Here is a 15,568-nt window from a genome sequence, read left to right as displayed (position 1 = left end):
CTTTAGTGCTGTATTGAACAATAAAAACCAATTGTGTTGAATGGTTTTCTAACATACGGTCATTAAACACAATACAGGCAGGATGACTCTGTGATGAATGCAACAGAACTGGCTCCAGAGTTACTGCAAGCGGCGCAGTATTTTTTTGATCAAATACCTTTTAACAGCTTAGTAGGGATTCAAGTGGATTCATTGTCCACTGAACACGTACGTATGCATGTCTCGATGCGCGAAGAGTTGGTGGGCAATCATATTCAAGGTATTTTGCATGGTGGCGTGATTGCTTCGATTTTAGATGTGGCCGGTGGTGCTATGGCTTTAATTGGTGCCTTGCAGCGTCTACCTGAACTGCCGGTCGTTGAGCGAATGATGAGCATGTCGAAGTTGGGCACCATTGATATGCGCGTTGACTATTTGCGCCCAGGACGCGGCCAACGTTTTGATGCGGTGGCCACGGTGTTGCGTACGGGTAATAAAGTGGCGGTGGTGCGCACCGAGTTGCACAACGATGAAGGGTATTTAATTGCTGTCAGTACTGGCACTTACTTGGTTGGCTGAGGCATTGCTGGGCAGTTTGGCTAGACGCGTAAGAATGCGATCCAGGGCATTGGCAAAAGCTTGCTTGTCGCGCTCATCATAGGCGCGTTGGCCGCCGGACATCTGCCCTTGATCGCGCAAATCGGTAAATAGATTACGCATGGCTAAGCGATCACCCATATTGCGCTCGGTAAACTCATTGCCACGCGGATCCAGTGCGATCGCTTTATTTTTAAGTAGGCGATCGGCCAGTGGAATATCACTGCAAATCACCAGTTCATTGGCCTGTGCGTTTTCCACGATATAGTCATCGGCGGCATCTGGGCCACTGGGGACGACAATCAGTTGTACACAGGCAAAGTTGGGCCGTGGCTGGGCTTGTCCGGCGACTAAAATGACTGAGAAGTTGCGCTTTAAAGCGAACTTGATCACTTGATCACGGGCTAAGCGTGGACAGGCATCGGCATCAATCCAGACGCGCATAACAATTACTCCAGAACATGATCTCAGCGCTGCTGGAGCGCTGAGAGGCAGTGTATTGCATGGTGTTTTATGGCGTGGGCAGGTCTTTATCAACCGCGTGTGACGCAGTTAAAGAGCGCTTGAGCTTCACTGCGTTACGCATTTTAATATTGAGCGCTTCAACGCCTAAAGAAAACGCCATAGCAAAGTAGATATAGCCTTTTGGCACATGCACGCCAAAGGCTTCGGCAATCAATAAAGTACCGACCACAATTAAAAAAGATAAGGCCAGCACTTTGAGCGAAGGGTGTTTTTCAATAAAGGCGCTGATGGTGCTGGCTGACAGCATCATAATCAGAATAGAGATCATAATCGCCGCGACCATTACCGGCACATGCTGTACCAAGCCCACCGCGGTAATTACAGAATCCAGTGAGAAAATAATATCAATCACGGCAATTTGTAAGATCACGCTGACAAAACCGGCTTTAACGCCTGCGCCCTGTGCAGATTCTTCTTCACCTTCAACGCTGTGCCAAATCTCTCTGGTACTCTTAAATAAAAGAAATAAACCACCAAAGAATAAGATCAAATCACGCCCTGAGAAGCCTTGCCCCATAATTGCAAACAGGTCGTTGGTCAGACGCATAATCCAAGTGATGGAAAGCAGCAACAAAATACGTGTGCCCATGGCGAGGCTTAAGCCAATGATGCGGCCTTTAGCTTGCTGGTGGACGGGTAGGCGGCTGACTAGAATCGAAATAAAAATAATATTATCGATACCCAGCACAATTTCCAGTGCGGTTAGGGTGAAAAAGGCAATCCAGATTTCTGGGTTAGTCAGCCATTCCATAGAGGTTATTTCTCAGAGGGTTGAGGAAGCTCTGGACCACGCCAGCGCCGGATAACTTTTTGAAAAAATAAACTGTTAGGTATTTGTAGCAGCGCACCTTCATTGCCTTCGCTTAGATCCTCAAGGGTGGTGTAGAAGATATTGATTGTCACCACGCGCCCACGAACGCCAAGTTTGTCAGCGCTTTCCAACACCTCAACACGGTCGCCAAGACGAAACGGGCCAACGGTGAAGATCAGCGCAGCACAGAAAATGTTGGACAGTACGCTCCATATCGCAAAGAAGGCAATCGCCGCCACTGCGACAAAACCAGTCAGAGCCGTCCAGAGTACGCTGGCGGAGACACCGAAGCGCTCCAAGATCAGCATCAAGGCGCTACCCATCACCAACCAACGGATCGCGCCGCGCAGCGGTAGTAGCATGCTCGGCGGCATATGGTAGCGTCCGGCCAAACTGGTCAGGCCGCGCGCTAATAAGCGCTGTAATAACCAGGCGGTGAGAGCAATTAACAGAATTTGCCCGCCTGGAATTAACAAGCTAAACCAGTCCACCGCCCACTCTTCAAACCATTGCGTCATAGGTTGGCCTCAAGCTCATTCTGTAATAGCTCCAGCTCTTCTAAGTGCATTAGCCACGTTTCTTCAAGTTGCGATTGTTGCTGTAACAGTTGGCTTTGCTGGCTCAGATAGATCTTAAGTTGATCTTTTTGTGCCTGTTCATAGAGACTGTTATCGGCCAAGATGGTTTCCAACGCCACTAATTCTTTTTGAATTTTATCCAGTTGCTTTTCCAGTGTATCGGCTTGTTTACGCAGGGGTGCCAGCTGTTTACGCATGTCAGCCGCCGCTTGACGCTGAGCCTTGCGGTCAACTTTGTCAGAGTTATCCACATCGCCCGTAGTGACGCTGGCCTGCTGGCGCAAACGGTAATCGCTGAGCCATTTGCTGTAATCCTCAAGATCACCCTCAAACTCTTGTACGTGACCTTCGGCAACAAGGTACAACTCATCAACCGTGCTTTTAATCAAGTGACGGTCGTGCGAGACCAGCAGCAGTGCGCCGGAGAACTCTTGCAGCGCCATGCTCAGCGCTTGGCGCATTTCTAAATCAAGGTGGTTGGTCGGCTCATCGAGCAGCAGTAAGTTGGGTTTGCCCCACGCAATCAGCGCTAAGGCTAAACGGGCTTTTTCACCGCCAGAGAAATTCAGCACCGGCTCATCACAGCGTTTGCCACGGAAATCAAAACCGCCGAGAAAATCGCGCAATACTTGCTCGCGCTCATCGGGAGCGATGCGCTGTACATGCAGTAAGGGGCTGGCCTTGGGATCAAGCGAGTCCAATTGATGCTGAGCAAAATAGCCGATCACGAGGTTTTCACCGCAGGTGAGCTTGCCGCCCAGCAGGGGTAGATCATTCATAATGCTTTTGATCAGGGTCGACTTACCGGCACCATTGGGGCCGAGTAAAGCAATCCGCGCCCCAGGCACCAGCTGCAGCTTTACATTGCTTAAAATAGGCTGTGCTGGGTCATAACCGAGCTGGGCATTATGCAGATCCAGCAGCGGACTGGAGACTTTATTGGACTCACGGAAAATAAAATCAAAGGGTGAGTCAAAGTGCGCCGCCGCGATGTCTTCCATACGCTCCAAGGCTTTGACCCGGCTTTGTGCTTGCCGTGCTTTACTGGCTTTGGCTTTAAAGCGGCGAATGAAGTCTTCCATATGCGCGCGCTGGGCTTGTTGTTTTTCGAAGGCTTGCTGTTGTTGCATCATGCGTTCGGCGCGTGCGCGTTCAAAAGCTGTGTAGCCACCGCGGTACAGGGTCAGTTTCTGCTGGTCGACATGCACGATATGGCCGACGACAGCATCGAGAAAGTCACGGTCGTGGGAAATCAGCAGTAAGGTGCCAGTGTAGTTTTGTAGCCAGCCTTCCAGCCAGAGAATCGCATCAAGGTCTAAGTGGTTGGTGGGCTCATCGAGCAGCAGTAAATCGGAAGGACACATCAAGGCTTGCGCTAGATTTAAACGCATGCGCCAGCCGCCGGAGAAGCTGTTGACTTGGTTGTCCATTTGCTCTTCGAGGAAACCTAAACCAGCCAATAATTTGCGCGCGCGCGCATCTGCGGTATAGGCATCGGCGCTATCCAGTTCGGCATGCAAACGGCCCAGCTCAGCACCATCGTGCAGCTGCTCGGCACTGGCCAACTGTTGTTGAATATCACGTAAGTGCGTGTCGCCATCGAGGACATAATCAATCGCGTTGCGATCGGGCGCATCGATTTCTTGGCGCATATGCGCAATACGCCAGTTGGCCGGTAAAGCGCAATCGCCTGCATCGGGATGCAATTGACCGCGCAGTAAGGCGAAGAGGCTGGATTTGCCAGCGCCATTGGCGCCAATTAAGCCGACTTTATGCCCTGGGTGCAGGGTTAATTCTGCATTTTCCAGTAAGCGAAGAGGACCACGTTGTAGGGTAAGTTCTGAGATTCGTATCATGCCGCGCAGTTTAGCAGTTTCGTAGCCTTTACCAATATGCGGCGCGAGATATTTAGTTAGTGGTGCAGGAGCTGACAAGCAGGACAGCCAGGTCAATGACTGCCCATTTGGGTACTGGCTTAGCTAGCGAGTTTTTCTGCCGCAGGTTGTATATCGACCACGCTATAGCGACCGCGATCATCACGAGCAATCGCGCCAATCGCTACGTCTGGATCATGAGTGAACACGAGGCGGCCATTACGGGCGTATAAATCATCTAAGAGTGCTTGTTTTTCTTCAATCAAACCTTCAGGGAAACGGTCGTAACCCATGGTGATCGGTAAATGCACCCAAGGTGCGCCGGGGACTAAATCACCTGGAAACACGACTGGACCATCGGGCATCGCCACTTCAGGTAACATTTGCCCAGGCGTATGACCATGACTCCAATGCAAACGCCAGCCGTCACCTAATAAAGGGAAGCTTTCGCTGTCATCTTCAACCAAATGTAAACGTCCACAGTCTTTTAATAGCACCAGTAATTCTGGAATATAGGATGCGCGATCACGGGCATGTGGGTTATTCGCGCGCTGCCATTGACCAGCGCCAGTAATAAACTCTGCATTAGGGAATAACAACTGCGCAGGTTGACCGTCTTGCCATGCTGAGAGTAAGCCGCCGGCATGATCAAAATGCAGGTGGGTGAGAACCACGATATCAATATCTTGGTCAGTCAAACCCTGCTCGGCTAAGCTATCGAGTAATACGTGATGGCTTTCTTGCACGCCAAAGCGCTCTTTCATTTCTGGTGAAAAGAAAGCACCAATACCGGTTTCAATTAAAATATTACGACCTTCTTCTTGCACCAGTAACGCGCGACAACCGAGATCAATACGATTCAGTTCATCCGGCTGCATCCAGCGCTGCCATAGGGCTTTTGGTGCGTTGCCAAACATGGCGCCGCCATCCAGTTTTTGGCTGTTGCCTTGGAGGGTGGTTAAGGTTCTCATTGTTGTTGTGCTCCTTATTTGCATCTAATCAATGTTCAACCCCGCAACACTGCAGTCTTACGGGACTGGATCGCTTATCTTAAAAAAGCTCTGCGGCTAATCCATATAAAGACTGGCTACCGGCTTTAATACTGGCTTCCAAACCTAAGGTTCGTGGCAGCATACGGGCGAAGTAGAAGTCAGCCGTGGCCAGTTTGGCCGCATAAAAATCTGGATCTTGAGCGTGATTGGCTTGCGCAGTTGTCGCCATCCGTGACCACATCCAAGCGTAAGCCACGTAACCAAACAGATGCAGGTATTCAACTGAAGCGGCACCCACTTCGTTCTTGTTGACAGCTGCTTGCTCAAGCAACCACTGGCTGACACTTTCTAAACGCTCGACCGCAGCCAACACTTCAGCCGCATACAAGGTGTTGGGCTGGCTGAGTTGTTCACGAATGCTACGAGTGAAGGTCTTTAAAAATGCGCCGCGATTGGCGACCAGTTTACGACCGACTAAGTCGAGCGCTTGAATACCGTTGGTGCCTTCATAGATTTGCGCAATGCGCACATCACGCACCAATTGCTCTTGGCCCCATTCGCGCACATAACCGTGGCCACCAAAGACTTGTTGGCCGTGGATGCAGCTTTCTAAACCGGTATCAGTAAAGAATGCTTTGGTGACTGGCGTCAGTAACGCGACCAAGTCTTGCGCTTGAGCGGCTAATGCACTGTCTGGGCTGAATTTGGCAATATCCAATTGCTTGCCCACATAACAAGCAAAGGCACGGCCGCCTTCGGTCATGCTCTTCATGGTCAGCAGCATACGGCGCACATCGGCGTGTACAATAATGGGGTCAGCGGCTTGCTCAGGGTTTTGTACGCCTGTGGCTGCTCGGCTTTGAATACGCTCGCGAGCATAATTGGCTGCGCGCTGATAGGACGTTTCTGCGCAACCAATGCCTTGAATACCAATGGATAAACGTTCGTAGTTCATCATGGTAAACATTGCCGCGAGGCCTTTGTTGAGCTCGCCGACTAAATAACCGGTGGCACCATCAAAGTTCATCACGCAGGTGGCTGAAGCTTTGATACCCATTTTATGTTCGATAGAACCGCAGGTGACTTCGTTAAGAGAACCTAATGAACCGTCAGCATTAACGTTGATTTTCGGCACTAAAAATAAAGAAATACCGCGTGCGCCTTCAGGAGCATCAGGCAGTTTGGCTAGCACTAAGTGAACAATATTTTCGGTGAGATCTTGTTCGCCGCCAGTAATGAAAATTTTGCTACCGGTGATTGTATAGCTGCCGTCACTGTCTGGGATGGCGCGCGTGCGGATCAGACCTAAGTCAGTACCTGAATGCGCTTCAGTTAAACACATGACACCAGCCCAACGGCCTTCATATAAAGGCGGTAAATAGGTGCTTTTTAGTTCTTCGCTGGCGTGTGCATCAATGGCTAAACACGCGCCAGAGGTGAGGGCAGAGTACAGTGCAAAACTTGAATCCGCGGCATACAGCATTTCTTCAAATTGCACGGAGAGCATTTTTGGCATGCCCATGCCGCCGTAGGCTGGGTTACCGGCTAAGCCAACCCAACCACCTTGAATATAAGTGTTGTAAGCCTGCTTGAAACCATCGGGCGTGGTGACCACACCATTGTCCCACTGTGCGCCTTGCTCATCACCGCTGCGGCTGAGGGGTGCAATTAATTGGCTGGTTACTTTTGCTGCTTCTTCAAGAATGGCATCTGCGGTTTCTGGGTCAACGCTCTCTGCCAGTTCAGGCAGCTGCTCCCAAACTTTTTTAGCATTGAATACTTCGTGCAGGACAAAGCGCATATCGCGCAAAGGAGCGTTGAAATCAGACATGATCTATCCTATTTTGGTTGCGAAAGCCGCAGGTTAGGGCGGCTATCTAATACAAATGATTTATTATTCTGTAGGTGTTGCCGTGTCGTCTTGTTGAGGCTTGGCCGTGGTGAATTTCAGAATGTGTGTACGCTCAACTAAAATATAGAGCACCGCACCTGCTGCTAAACCCCAACCTGCCCCATACACCGCGAGCACAACGCCCATAGTGCCAGCAATACCGCGCTCAGTGTTGTTATTGAGCTGTTCAAAGCCGACCATTAAGCAAATGTAGCCGGTTAAAACTAAGGTCAGAGATAAGGCAATTGGCAGTACCGGTTGGAAGAAAGTCACCAGCGGTAGCATAAATAGTGCAAGGAAACCGGTAATCCAGAAAGTGCCGCAGCCGCTGTAAATCGATTCCATGGCATGGCGACCGTATTTGTAGCGCTCGGCCATTGTCGCTGCTACAGCTGTCCACAGAGGGCCCGCTAAACCAGGGTAGGGTGCGAAGAAAGCGTGAATGGCGTTACGTAAAGCGGTGACTAAGTGGACACGGTCGATATTGTTTTCAATTTTTTCGTCAGGGCGCAATTCATCGGCACGTTGCATTAATGATTGACCAACGATGATGTCACCGAAAGCAATAATATAAGCAATCACTGCCGTTGGAATCGCTAGCATAAACACCTTGGCGTCTGGGAATCCTAGGGTAAACGGTAGGTAGTTCCACATTTCTGCAAAGGCGGGTGCAGTAATACCAAAACGTATATCCGGCATTTTGTATTCGCCCACGCCAATGCCGATAAAGATCGCAATCAACATGCCAGGCACCATGCCATAGTTCACAACCTTACGGGCAAAGGGCAGGCGTTCAGTTAGGCCGCGGAAGGACACAGAAAACATCAGATATAAACAGACTAAGCTGCCAATCACCAAAGAAATTGGCGTATTAGCTAAGCGCCCACCGGCATCAATCTCGCCAATCAGGGCAGCGATACCTGCACCAATAATGATGCCGCCTTTCATCGAGTTAGGAATAATACGCACCAGCGTACTACCCAGTCGTGTGATTCCAAGAATTAGAAAGATGACAAACACCAGAAATTGTAAGGCAAACAGCGCTTGAATGGCTTCTGGGCCGGGCTCAAAGTCACCTAAAAACAGTAAGACCACTGGAATGCCAGGGGTAATCCAGCCCGGTACAAAAGGCACACCTAAGAGTGCGGGCAGCATAAAGCCAATACCACACACGGTGACATAGGCTAAGGCCACATCGTAGGGTAGGCCTAAGTATTTTTCTAACAGCGGAATCATCCCAAGGCTGACCACAAACATAATCAGCGCTTGAAACATTTCCGCGGTTTCCCAGCGGTAGTGCACAAAAGGCAGGCGTATTTTAAAAGGGCCGGCAGGCCAGTAAGGTTGTTCTTCACCGTCTTTACGTTGATACAGTTGCATGGTTCTAGTCTCTTCAGTGATCTGTGCGGCAGCAGTCAGCAGGCTAAATGCAGCACAGATACAATTGTTATTGTTGTTATGGCAGCGTCAGCGCCTTTTTTTATAGTGCTCGAGCGGTTTCGCGCAGGACGAATTTTTGTATTTTTCCGGTTGAGGTTTTTGGCAGTTCGGTAAATATCACGGTTTTAGGCACTTTAAAGGCGGCCATATGTTCGCGACAGAAACTCATAATGTCTTCTGCGCTGGTCTGTTCTTGGCCCGCTTTTAACGCAATAAAGGCGCAGGGTGTTTCACCCCAGTGGCTATCGGGACGCGCTACTACTGCTGCTTCTAGTACTGCAGGGTGGTGATAGAGCACACCTTCCACTTCAATGGTGGAAATGTTTTCACCGCCGGAAATAATAATATCTTTGGAGCGGTCTTTAATTTCTACATAACCATCAGCATGCCAGACCGCTAAATCGCCGGTATGGAACCAACCGTCTTTAAAGGCTTCTTCGGTGGCTGTTGGGTTTTTCAGATAGCCCTTCATCACGGTATTACCGCGCATAAAGACTTCGCCAATGGTTTGCCCGTCTTTGGGTGTGAACTCTAAGGTTTTTGGATCACCCACCATCACGCCTTCGAGGGTTGGGTAGCGAACGCCTTGACGGGATTTAATCACCGCACGTTCTTCCAGTGGTAAGTCATCCCATTCTTTATGCCATGCACATAAGGTGACCGGGCCGTAAACTTCAGTCAGACCGTAGACGTGGGTTACTTCAATACCCATTTCCTCTACCGCGCCAATGACTTTAGCCGGAGGTGCAGCACCTGCGACCATCGCTTTAACCGGATGCTCAATTGCCGCTTTGGCTTCGGCAGGCATATTGACGAGCGCTTGTAGGACAATAGGCGCGCTGCACATGTGCGTGACGTGTTCATCGCGGATCAGGTTAAGGATTTTCTGCGGATCGACGCGGCGCAAAAACACATTCACACCCGCAAGAGCAGTAATGGTCCATGGGTAGCACCAGCCGTTGCAGTGAAACATCGGCAGGGTCCACAAATATACGGGGTGGTTGCCCATCGCCCAGGTCATTTGGTTGCCCATCGAATTTAAGAAGGCACCACGGTGGTGGTAAACCACACCTTTAGGGTTGCCGGTGGTACCGGATGTGTAGTTCAGCGAAATTGCTTGCCACTCATCTTCAGGCCACTGCCAAGCATAGTCTGGATCGCCTTCAGCTAAAAATGCTTCGTAATCAAGGTCGCTAACGGGACGGCCTTCACCGTACTCTGGGTCATTGACATCAATAATCAGTGGCGGGTTCTCCAGCATGCGACAGGCGGTCTGTGCCACCTCGCAAAACTCACGGTCAACCACCAATACTTTGGCTTCACCGTGCTGCAGCATAAAACTAATGGCTTCAGCATCAAGGCGTACGTTGAGTGTGTTAATCACCGCACCAATCATCGGTACGGCAAAGTGCAGTTCCAGCATCTCTGGAATATTGGGCAGCATCACTGCAACTGTGTCATCTTTACCAATACCACGACTGGCCAGAGCAGAAGCGAGTTTGCGGCAGCGTGTATAGGTTTGCCCCCAAGTGCGACGGATGGCACCATGTACAACAGCAGGGTAATTTGGATAGATAGCGGCGGTGCGTTCAATAAAACTGAGCGGACTGAGTGCCATATGATTAACTGAGTTGCGGTCAAGGCCTTGTTCGTAGATCGACATTTTTAATACCTGTGGCTTTTTATTAGCTCTGGCCGTTAACTATTAGGCAGTTATACGGTTTGTTTGTGTGTCTGTTATAAGCTTTGTCTTTTTATAATGGTAGATGAACTATAGTTCTATAGTATTTATCCTATACCTTTTTAGGGTTGTCTATGCGCCGTCAGGTTGAACAACGATTGCAGCTGCGATTACTGCAGCGTCTTTTAAGCGAGAGGCAGCCGCTGGCTGAGTGCGCACGGGTTGTGCAAGCGTTGTTGCGCGCTGACCCGCAGGTGCATTCCGTGTGGTATTTCAGCTGGCAGGACAGTGCTGATATTTATAATCCGGAAGGTGATGTGCGCTGTTGGCCACCGGGGCCAAGTGATGTTGTAGCTGCCACAGATCACAATTTATTTACGTTGATGCAAGAACACACGCAGCTGAGTATTGAACAAGTCAGTGCCATGGATTGTTGGTTGTCGAAGCGCATGCGTCGCGCTGGGATCAGTCATGGTGTTGTAGTGAACCTACCTTTATTGGCTCAGCAACATGGGCTGCTGGTGATTGAATTGCAGGCTGCGGCACCGTTGTCCGCGCTCGATAGCTTGTTAGTGGTTCTCGGCACGTGGTTGCATTGCGCCCAGGATGCGCCTTTACCGACTGAGCTGTTAAGCACTGATCCACACCCGGCCTTGTGGGTTGATCAGCATGCGACGCTGCTTGAGGTGAATAAAACTGCCGCCGAGATGTTTGCTGGGCAGATTGCCGAGAATGCGCAACAGGCGTTGCCAAATAATCATAGACAATTAGTGCGCGCCTGTTTAAGCCAGCAACGGATGATTGCCGATGTGTCGGCGCAGTTTGGTCAGCGCATATTGCAATGGAGTTATATTCCTTGCCTAGAGCAGCAGCGTATTTTAGTTCGTGGCCGTGATATCACCGAGCAGGCTCAGCAGTTGCAAGAGGCGGCGCAAGCCTCGCGTTTGTATCGCCTCATTACTGAAAACACCACCGACTTAATTTCACGGCATCTGCCCGATGGACGTTTTATTAGTGCCTCACCAGCATCATGGAGTTTGCTGGGTTATTGGCCTGAAGAGTTATGCGGTATGCGCTGCCAAACCTTGTTGCATAAGCACGACATCGTGTTGGTCGAGCAGAGGGCTAAGAATGCCTTAGCGGAAGACGGTTACCATACGATGACCGCGCGCGTACGCCATCGTGCAGGGCATTATCTGTGGTTTGAAACTGCCAGTCGGGCGATACGTGAGACCTATACCGGTGCGATTGTCGAAGTGGTCAGTGTGTCACGCGACATCACCGAGCGGGTTAAAGCCGAGGAAAATCGCCGCCGTTTAGCTGAGGTGGTTAAGGTTAATACTGATCTGGTGCTATTTGTTGATCCCAATGGTCTGATCCGTTGGATGAACCCGTCGGCGCGACGTTTATTGCATGTTGCTGAACAGCAAGACACATTACAGTTAGCCGATGTGGTCGGTTCGGCAACGCTAAATGAGCTGACTCAGCAGGGCTGGCCAGCGGCTGATAAGCACGGAGTATGGAGTTGTGAAACCCGCTTTCAGCCCTGTGCTAACGTCGCGTCTTTCCCCGTTTCTTTGGTGTTGCTGGCGCATACCGTTGCTGGTGGTGAGCGTTATTATTCATTGGTGGCGCGCAATATGGCGGAGCGTGAATTGCGTGAAGCGCAGAACCGTAAACATCAAGAGGAACTGGCACATACTGCACGTTTGGTGACTTTAGGTGAATTGGCCTCAGGTATCGCCCATGAGATGAATCAGCCGCTGGCTGCGGTGATCAACTATGCGAATGCCAGCTTGCGTTATTTGCAAGCAGCCGATAGTCAATCGCCATCAATTCAGCGCGTGGTGCAAGGCTTGCAGCGCATTACTGAACATGCCAACCATGCCGCTGCAGTGATTAAGCGTTTACGGGCTTTCTTGCGTAAAGAACCGCGGCGGATGCAGGCTTTAAATATTGCTGAAGTTCTGCAGGAAACCGTACAGCTCTGCGCTTGGGAAGCGGTGAATGCGCAGGTGACGATTGAGAAAAAAATGCTGACTGAGCTGCCTTACGTTTATGCTGATCGAGTTTTATTAGAGCAAGTGTTATTGAATGTCTTACGTAATGCGATTGAGGCCAATCGTGAGCAATATCAGGTTGGAAATCAGTCATCACGCATTTTAATTACTGCTGAGCAGCAGGCTGAGCATGTTTATATTAAAGTGCATGATCAAGGAGCAGGCGTAACACCTGCGCAGTTGGAGCAGTTATTTACCCCTTTTTATACCAGTAAAGTCGATGGTCTAGGCTTAGGTTTGTCCATGAGTCGTAGTATTATCGAAGGCTTTGGCGGATCACTGGAGACAGAAGAAGGTTTATTAGGCGGCTTATGTTTAAGTTGCCGTTTACCGGTACGCAGCCGCGCTGATGAGCGGCTTACAGTTCACAAGCATAAATAATTATAAGGACTTAACATGAGTGCAGTAGAGCAGATCGTATATGTAGTGGATGATGATCAGGGTATGTTGGATTCAACGGTATGGTTGCTGGAGTCGATCGGCTTGCGCGCTATCCCTTTTATCAGTGGCCAGGCGTTTCTTGATGCCAAGCTGGCTAGCAGTCATGCCTGCGTTATTTTAGATGTACGTATGCCGGGTATGGGCGGGCTGAATGTGCAAGAAGCTTTGCGTAGCAGAGGGCTGGATTTGCCGATTATTTTTGTCAGTGGTCATGCTGATGTCCCCATTGTGGTGCGCGCCTTTCGTGCTGGCGCGGTGGACTTTATTGAAAAGCCCTATAACGAGCAGCTGCTGTTAGACAGCGTCCAGCAGGTACTGAATCGTTTTAATGAACTCGCTAGTGAGAGTCTGCTCGGTGCTGTTGTGCAGCGTATTGCCAGCCTTACGCCGCGTGAAAGTGATGTGCTACTGCCGTTGGTACAAGGCTATACCAATCGTGAAATCGCTGAGCAATTGGGCATTAGCGTGAAGACCATCGATCTCTACCGCTCACGCGTAATGAAGCATATGCAAGCGCAGACTTTGCCTGATTTGGTTGGGATGGCGATTGCCGCCGACTTAGTTGATTCGCTGGCCCTGCGTGGCGTGGCAGTGAGCGATTAAGACTATTTTTTAGTTCGTTGCGCGAGCGTTGGCGACATAGGTTTGTAAGGTGCGCAAACGCTCAGCATTCAAAGCCAAACCCAGTTCTGCACCTTGCAAGCCCTGCTCCAACAGAGGTTTTACACTCACGGAGCGCACTACTTCAGCGGCACAGCGCAAATAATCCGCTTGCGGATAGAGACGGTCTTCAAGACCTAAACGCCCGCGTGAATCCATCTCACTGGCAGCAACAAAATCAGCAAAGCGTTGCGGTCGGCGCATAATATCGAAGGTCATTAATAATTTTAATAAGGTTTCTGGTCGTAACTCCAGCGCACGGTGGGCATGGGTGTGGTATTCGCCGACCAACACGGCTAATTCAGCGCAGTCATTGGGTGCTTTAAAACGCTTATTAACTTTCTTAATCAGCGCTAAACCCTTTTTTTCATGACCCAGATGACGTGGCCACAGCTCCGGATCGGTAATGCCTTTACCTAAATCATGCAGCAAGCACGCCCAACGAATATTAAGCGTTTGCTGAAAACGCACACATTGTTGCAAGACACTTAAGATGTGTACGCCGGTGTCAACTTCCGGGTGATGCTCAGCCGGTTGTGGCACGCCAAATAACAGATCAACTTCAGGCAGCAGCGCTTTTAAGGCACCGCAGTCACGCAACACTTGCAGGAACACTTCTGGATTATCTTCCATCAGCGCACAGGCAAATTCTTGCCAGATACGCTCAGCAGTTAAATGCTGTAATTCACCCGACTCAGTCAGCACGCGCATCAACGCCAAGGTTTCGCTGGCCACACGAAAGCCTAAATAAGCATAGCGTGCGGCAAAACGTGCCACACGCAATACGCGAAGTGGGTCTTCGGCAAAGGCGGGTGAGACATGGCGCAAAATGCCTGCGGCTAAGTCAGCTTGGCCACCATAGGGGTCAATCAGGCTGCCGTCATCGGCGAGCGCCATGGCATTAACGGTCAGATCGCGGCGCAGCAAATCTTCTTCCAAGGTCACATCTGGACTGGTATGGAAAGTAAAACCACCATAGCCATGACCATTTTTGCGCTCAGTACGGGCCAAGGCATATTCTTCACCGCTGTGCGGATGTAAGAACACCGGAAAGTCATCGCCGACCGGACGATAGCCTTTTGCGCGCATCTGCTCTGGCGAGGCGCCGACTACCACCCAATCAATATCCTTGACTGCGCGACCTAAAAGTTGATCGCGTACGGCACCACCGACCTTGAAAATCTGCATACAGAGACGTACCTTAAATAGCTGTTACGGTAAGGATACCTGTAAATCACTATCCTGTGCTGACTACAGTATTGTGCGGCGGAACCCAATAGATGTATTTGTATCTACTATTGGGTCGCTGGCTTTTCGTCATCGAGGCTGTGATAGGAATGTTTAATTGATGATAAAATGAATCGATTACTAAAAGCTATCGTAGTAATGTCATCAATCAATTATACCTAACGGCTGAAGTGGCCTAGTATTAATCCCGTAAAGTTCTTAACCCCACAAAGGAATTATTAAATGTCTTACATTAATAGCGAAGTAAAAGCGTTTAAAGCAACTGCATTCCACAACGGCGAGTTCGTTGAAGTTAGCGAAGCAGACATGAAAGGCAAATGGTCAGTCGTATTTTTCTACCCAGCTGACTTCACCTTTGTTTGCCCAACTGAGCTGGGTGACCTAGCTGACAACTACGCAACCTTTAAAAAATTGGGCGTAGAAATCTACTCAGTATCAACTGATACCCATTTCACCCACAAAGCATGGCACGACACTTCACCAGAAATTGGCAAAATTGAGTACCCAATGATCGGTGATCCAACTGGTCAAATCACCCGTAACTTCGGTGTGATGATTGAAGAAGCGGGTCTGGCTGATCGTGGTACATTCGTTATCGATCCAGACGGCAAAATTCAAATCGTTGAAATCAACGCCGGTGGTGTGGGTCGTGACGCACAAGAATTACTGCGTAAAGTTAAAGCAGCACAGTACGTGGCCGCTCACCCAGGTGAAGTGTGCCCAGCGAAGTGGAAAGAAGGTGAAGCAACATTGTCTCCTTCATTAGACCTCGTAGGTAAAATCTAAGGTTA

General features: G+C 49.9%; 13 protein-coding genes. 4 read left to right on the top strand and 9 right to left on the bottom strand.

Annotated features, from left to right (window positions below; all coding sequences use genetic code 11):
• Nucleotides 1-93: 93 nt before the first annotated feature.
• Nucleotides 94-558: a thioesterase family protein gene (locus tag JYJ62_RS05725; RefSeq protein WP_205341331.1), complete on the top strand. Its 465-nt coding sequence runs from the start codon at nt 94-96 to the stop codon at nt 556-558.
• Here JYJ62_RS05725 and JYJ62_RS05720 read toward each other — a convergent pair.
• From JYJ62_RS05720 to JYJ62_RS05685, 8 genes are all read right to left on the bottom strand, one after another.
• Nucleotides 520-1,020, bottom strand: a complete 501-nt coding sequence (locus JYJ62_RS05720; protein WP_205341232.1) for a YaiI/YqxD family protein — start codon at nt 1,018-1,020, stop codon at nt 520-522. The genes JYJ62_RS05725 and JYJ62_RS05720 overlap by 39 nt on opposite strands.
• A 67-nt stretch (nt 1,021-1,087) precedes the next feature.
• A complete protein-coding gene (locus tag JYJ62_RS05715) occupies nt 1,088-1,852 on the bottom strand; it encodes a TerC family protein (protein ID WP_205341231.1) in 765 nt (254 codons plus the stop codon).
• A 5-nt stretch (nt 1,853-1,857) separates the two neighbouring features.
• Entirely contained in the window at nt 1,858-2,430 is a 573-nt protein-coding gene (locus JYJ62_RS05710) for a mechanosensitive ion channel family protein (RefSeq protein WP_205341230.1), read from the bottom strand.
• Complete coding sequence (locus JYJ62_RS05705) at nt 2,427-4,346, bottom strand: ATP-binding cassette domain-containing protein (RefSeq protein WP_205341330.1); 1,920 nt, start codon at nt 4,344-4,346, stop codon at nt 2,427-2,429. Before JYJ62_RS05705 ends, JYJ62_RS05710 begins: the two co-directional genes overlap by 4 nt.
• 119 nt (nt 4,347-4,465) lie before the next feature.
• The gene (locus JYJ62_RS05700) at nt 4,466-5,335 is read right to left on the bottom strand and encodes an MBL fold metallo-hydrolase (protein WP_205341229.1); all 870 of its coding nucleotides are present in this window, start codon (nt 5,333-5,335) and stop codon (nt 4,466-4,468) included.
• A gap of 79 nt (nt 5,336-5,414) precedes the next feature.
• The gene (locus JYJ62_RS05695) at nt 5,415-7,187 is read right to left on the bottom strand and encodes an acyl-CoA dehydrogenase C-terminal domain-containing protein (protein ID WP_205341228.1); all 1,773 of its coding nucleotides are present in this window, start codon (nt 7,185-7,187) and stop codon (nt 5,415-5,417) included.
• Nucleotides 7,188-7,250: 63 nt separating this feature from the next.
• The gene (locus JYJ62_RS05690; RefSeq protein WP_205341227.1) at nt 7,251-8,627 is read right to left on the bottom strand and encodes a solute carrier family 23 protein; all 1,377 of its coding nucleotides are present in this window, start codon (nt 8,625-8,627) and stop codon (nt 7,251-7,253) included.
• Between the two features lie 100 nt (nt 8,628-8,727).
• A complete protein-coding gene (locus tag JYJ62_RS05685; RefSeq protein WP_205341226.1) occupies nt 8,728-10,350 on the bottom strand; it encodes an acyl-CoA synthetase in 1,623 nt (540 codons plus the stop codon).
• Between the two features lie 152 nt (nt 10,351-10,502).
• Between JYJ62_RS05685 and JYJ62_RS05680 the strand changes: the two genes are divergently transcribed.
• Both JYJ62_RS05680 and JYJ62_RS05675 read left to right on the top strand, forming a co-directional pair.
• Nucleotides 10,503-12,809, top strand: coding sequence for a PAS domain S-box protein (locus tag JYJ62_RS05680; RefSeq protein WP_205341225.1), 2,307 nt, complete (start codon nt 10,503-10,505; stop codon nt 12,807-12,809).
• A 15-nt stretch (nt 12,810-12,824) separates the two neighbouring features.
• Entirely contained in the window at nt 12,825-13,472 is a 648-nt protein-coding gene (locus JYJ62_RS05675) for a response regulator transcription factor (protein ID WP_205341224.1), read from the top strand.
• A gap of 9 nt (nt 13,473-13,481) precedes the next feature.
• Here JYJ62_RS05675 and JYJ62_RS05670 read toward each other — a convergent pair whose 3' ends face one another.
• On the bottom strand, nt 13,482-14,717 hold the full coding sequence (locus tag JYJ62_RS05670) for a multifunctional CCA addition/repair protein (RefSeq protein WP_205341223.1): 1,236 nt from the start codon (nt 14,715-14,717) through the stop codon (nt 13,482-13,484).
• A 282-nt stretch (nt 14,718-14,999) separates the two neighbouring features.
• Here JYJ62_RS05670 and ahpC point away from each other — a divergent pair, with 282 nt between their 5' ends.
• On the top strand, nt 15,000-15,563 hold the full coding sequence (gene ahpC, locus JYJ62_RS05665) for an alkyl hydroperoxide reductase subunit C (protein ID WP_205341222.1): 564 nt from the start codon (nt 15,000-15,002) through the stop codon (nt 15,561-15,563).
• Nucleotides 15,564-15,568: the final 5 nt, after the last annotated feature.

Origin of the sequence: Denitrificimonas caeni (genome assembly GCF_905120345.1) — a bacterium.
GTDB lineage: Bacteria > Pseudomonadota > Gammaproteobacteria > Pseudomonadales > Pseudomonadaceae > Denitrificimonas > Denitrificimonas caeni_A.
Note: the sequence above shows the minus strand (reverse complement) of the source record. Positions and strands in the feature narration are given on the sequence as shown.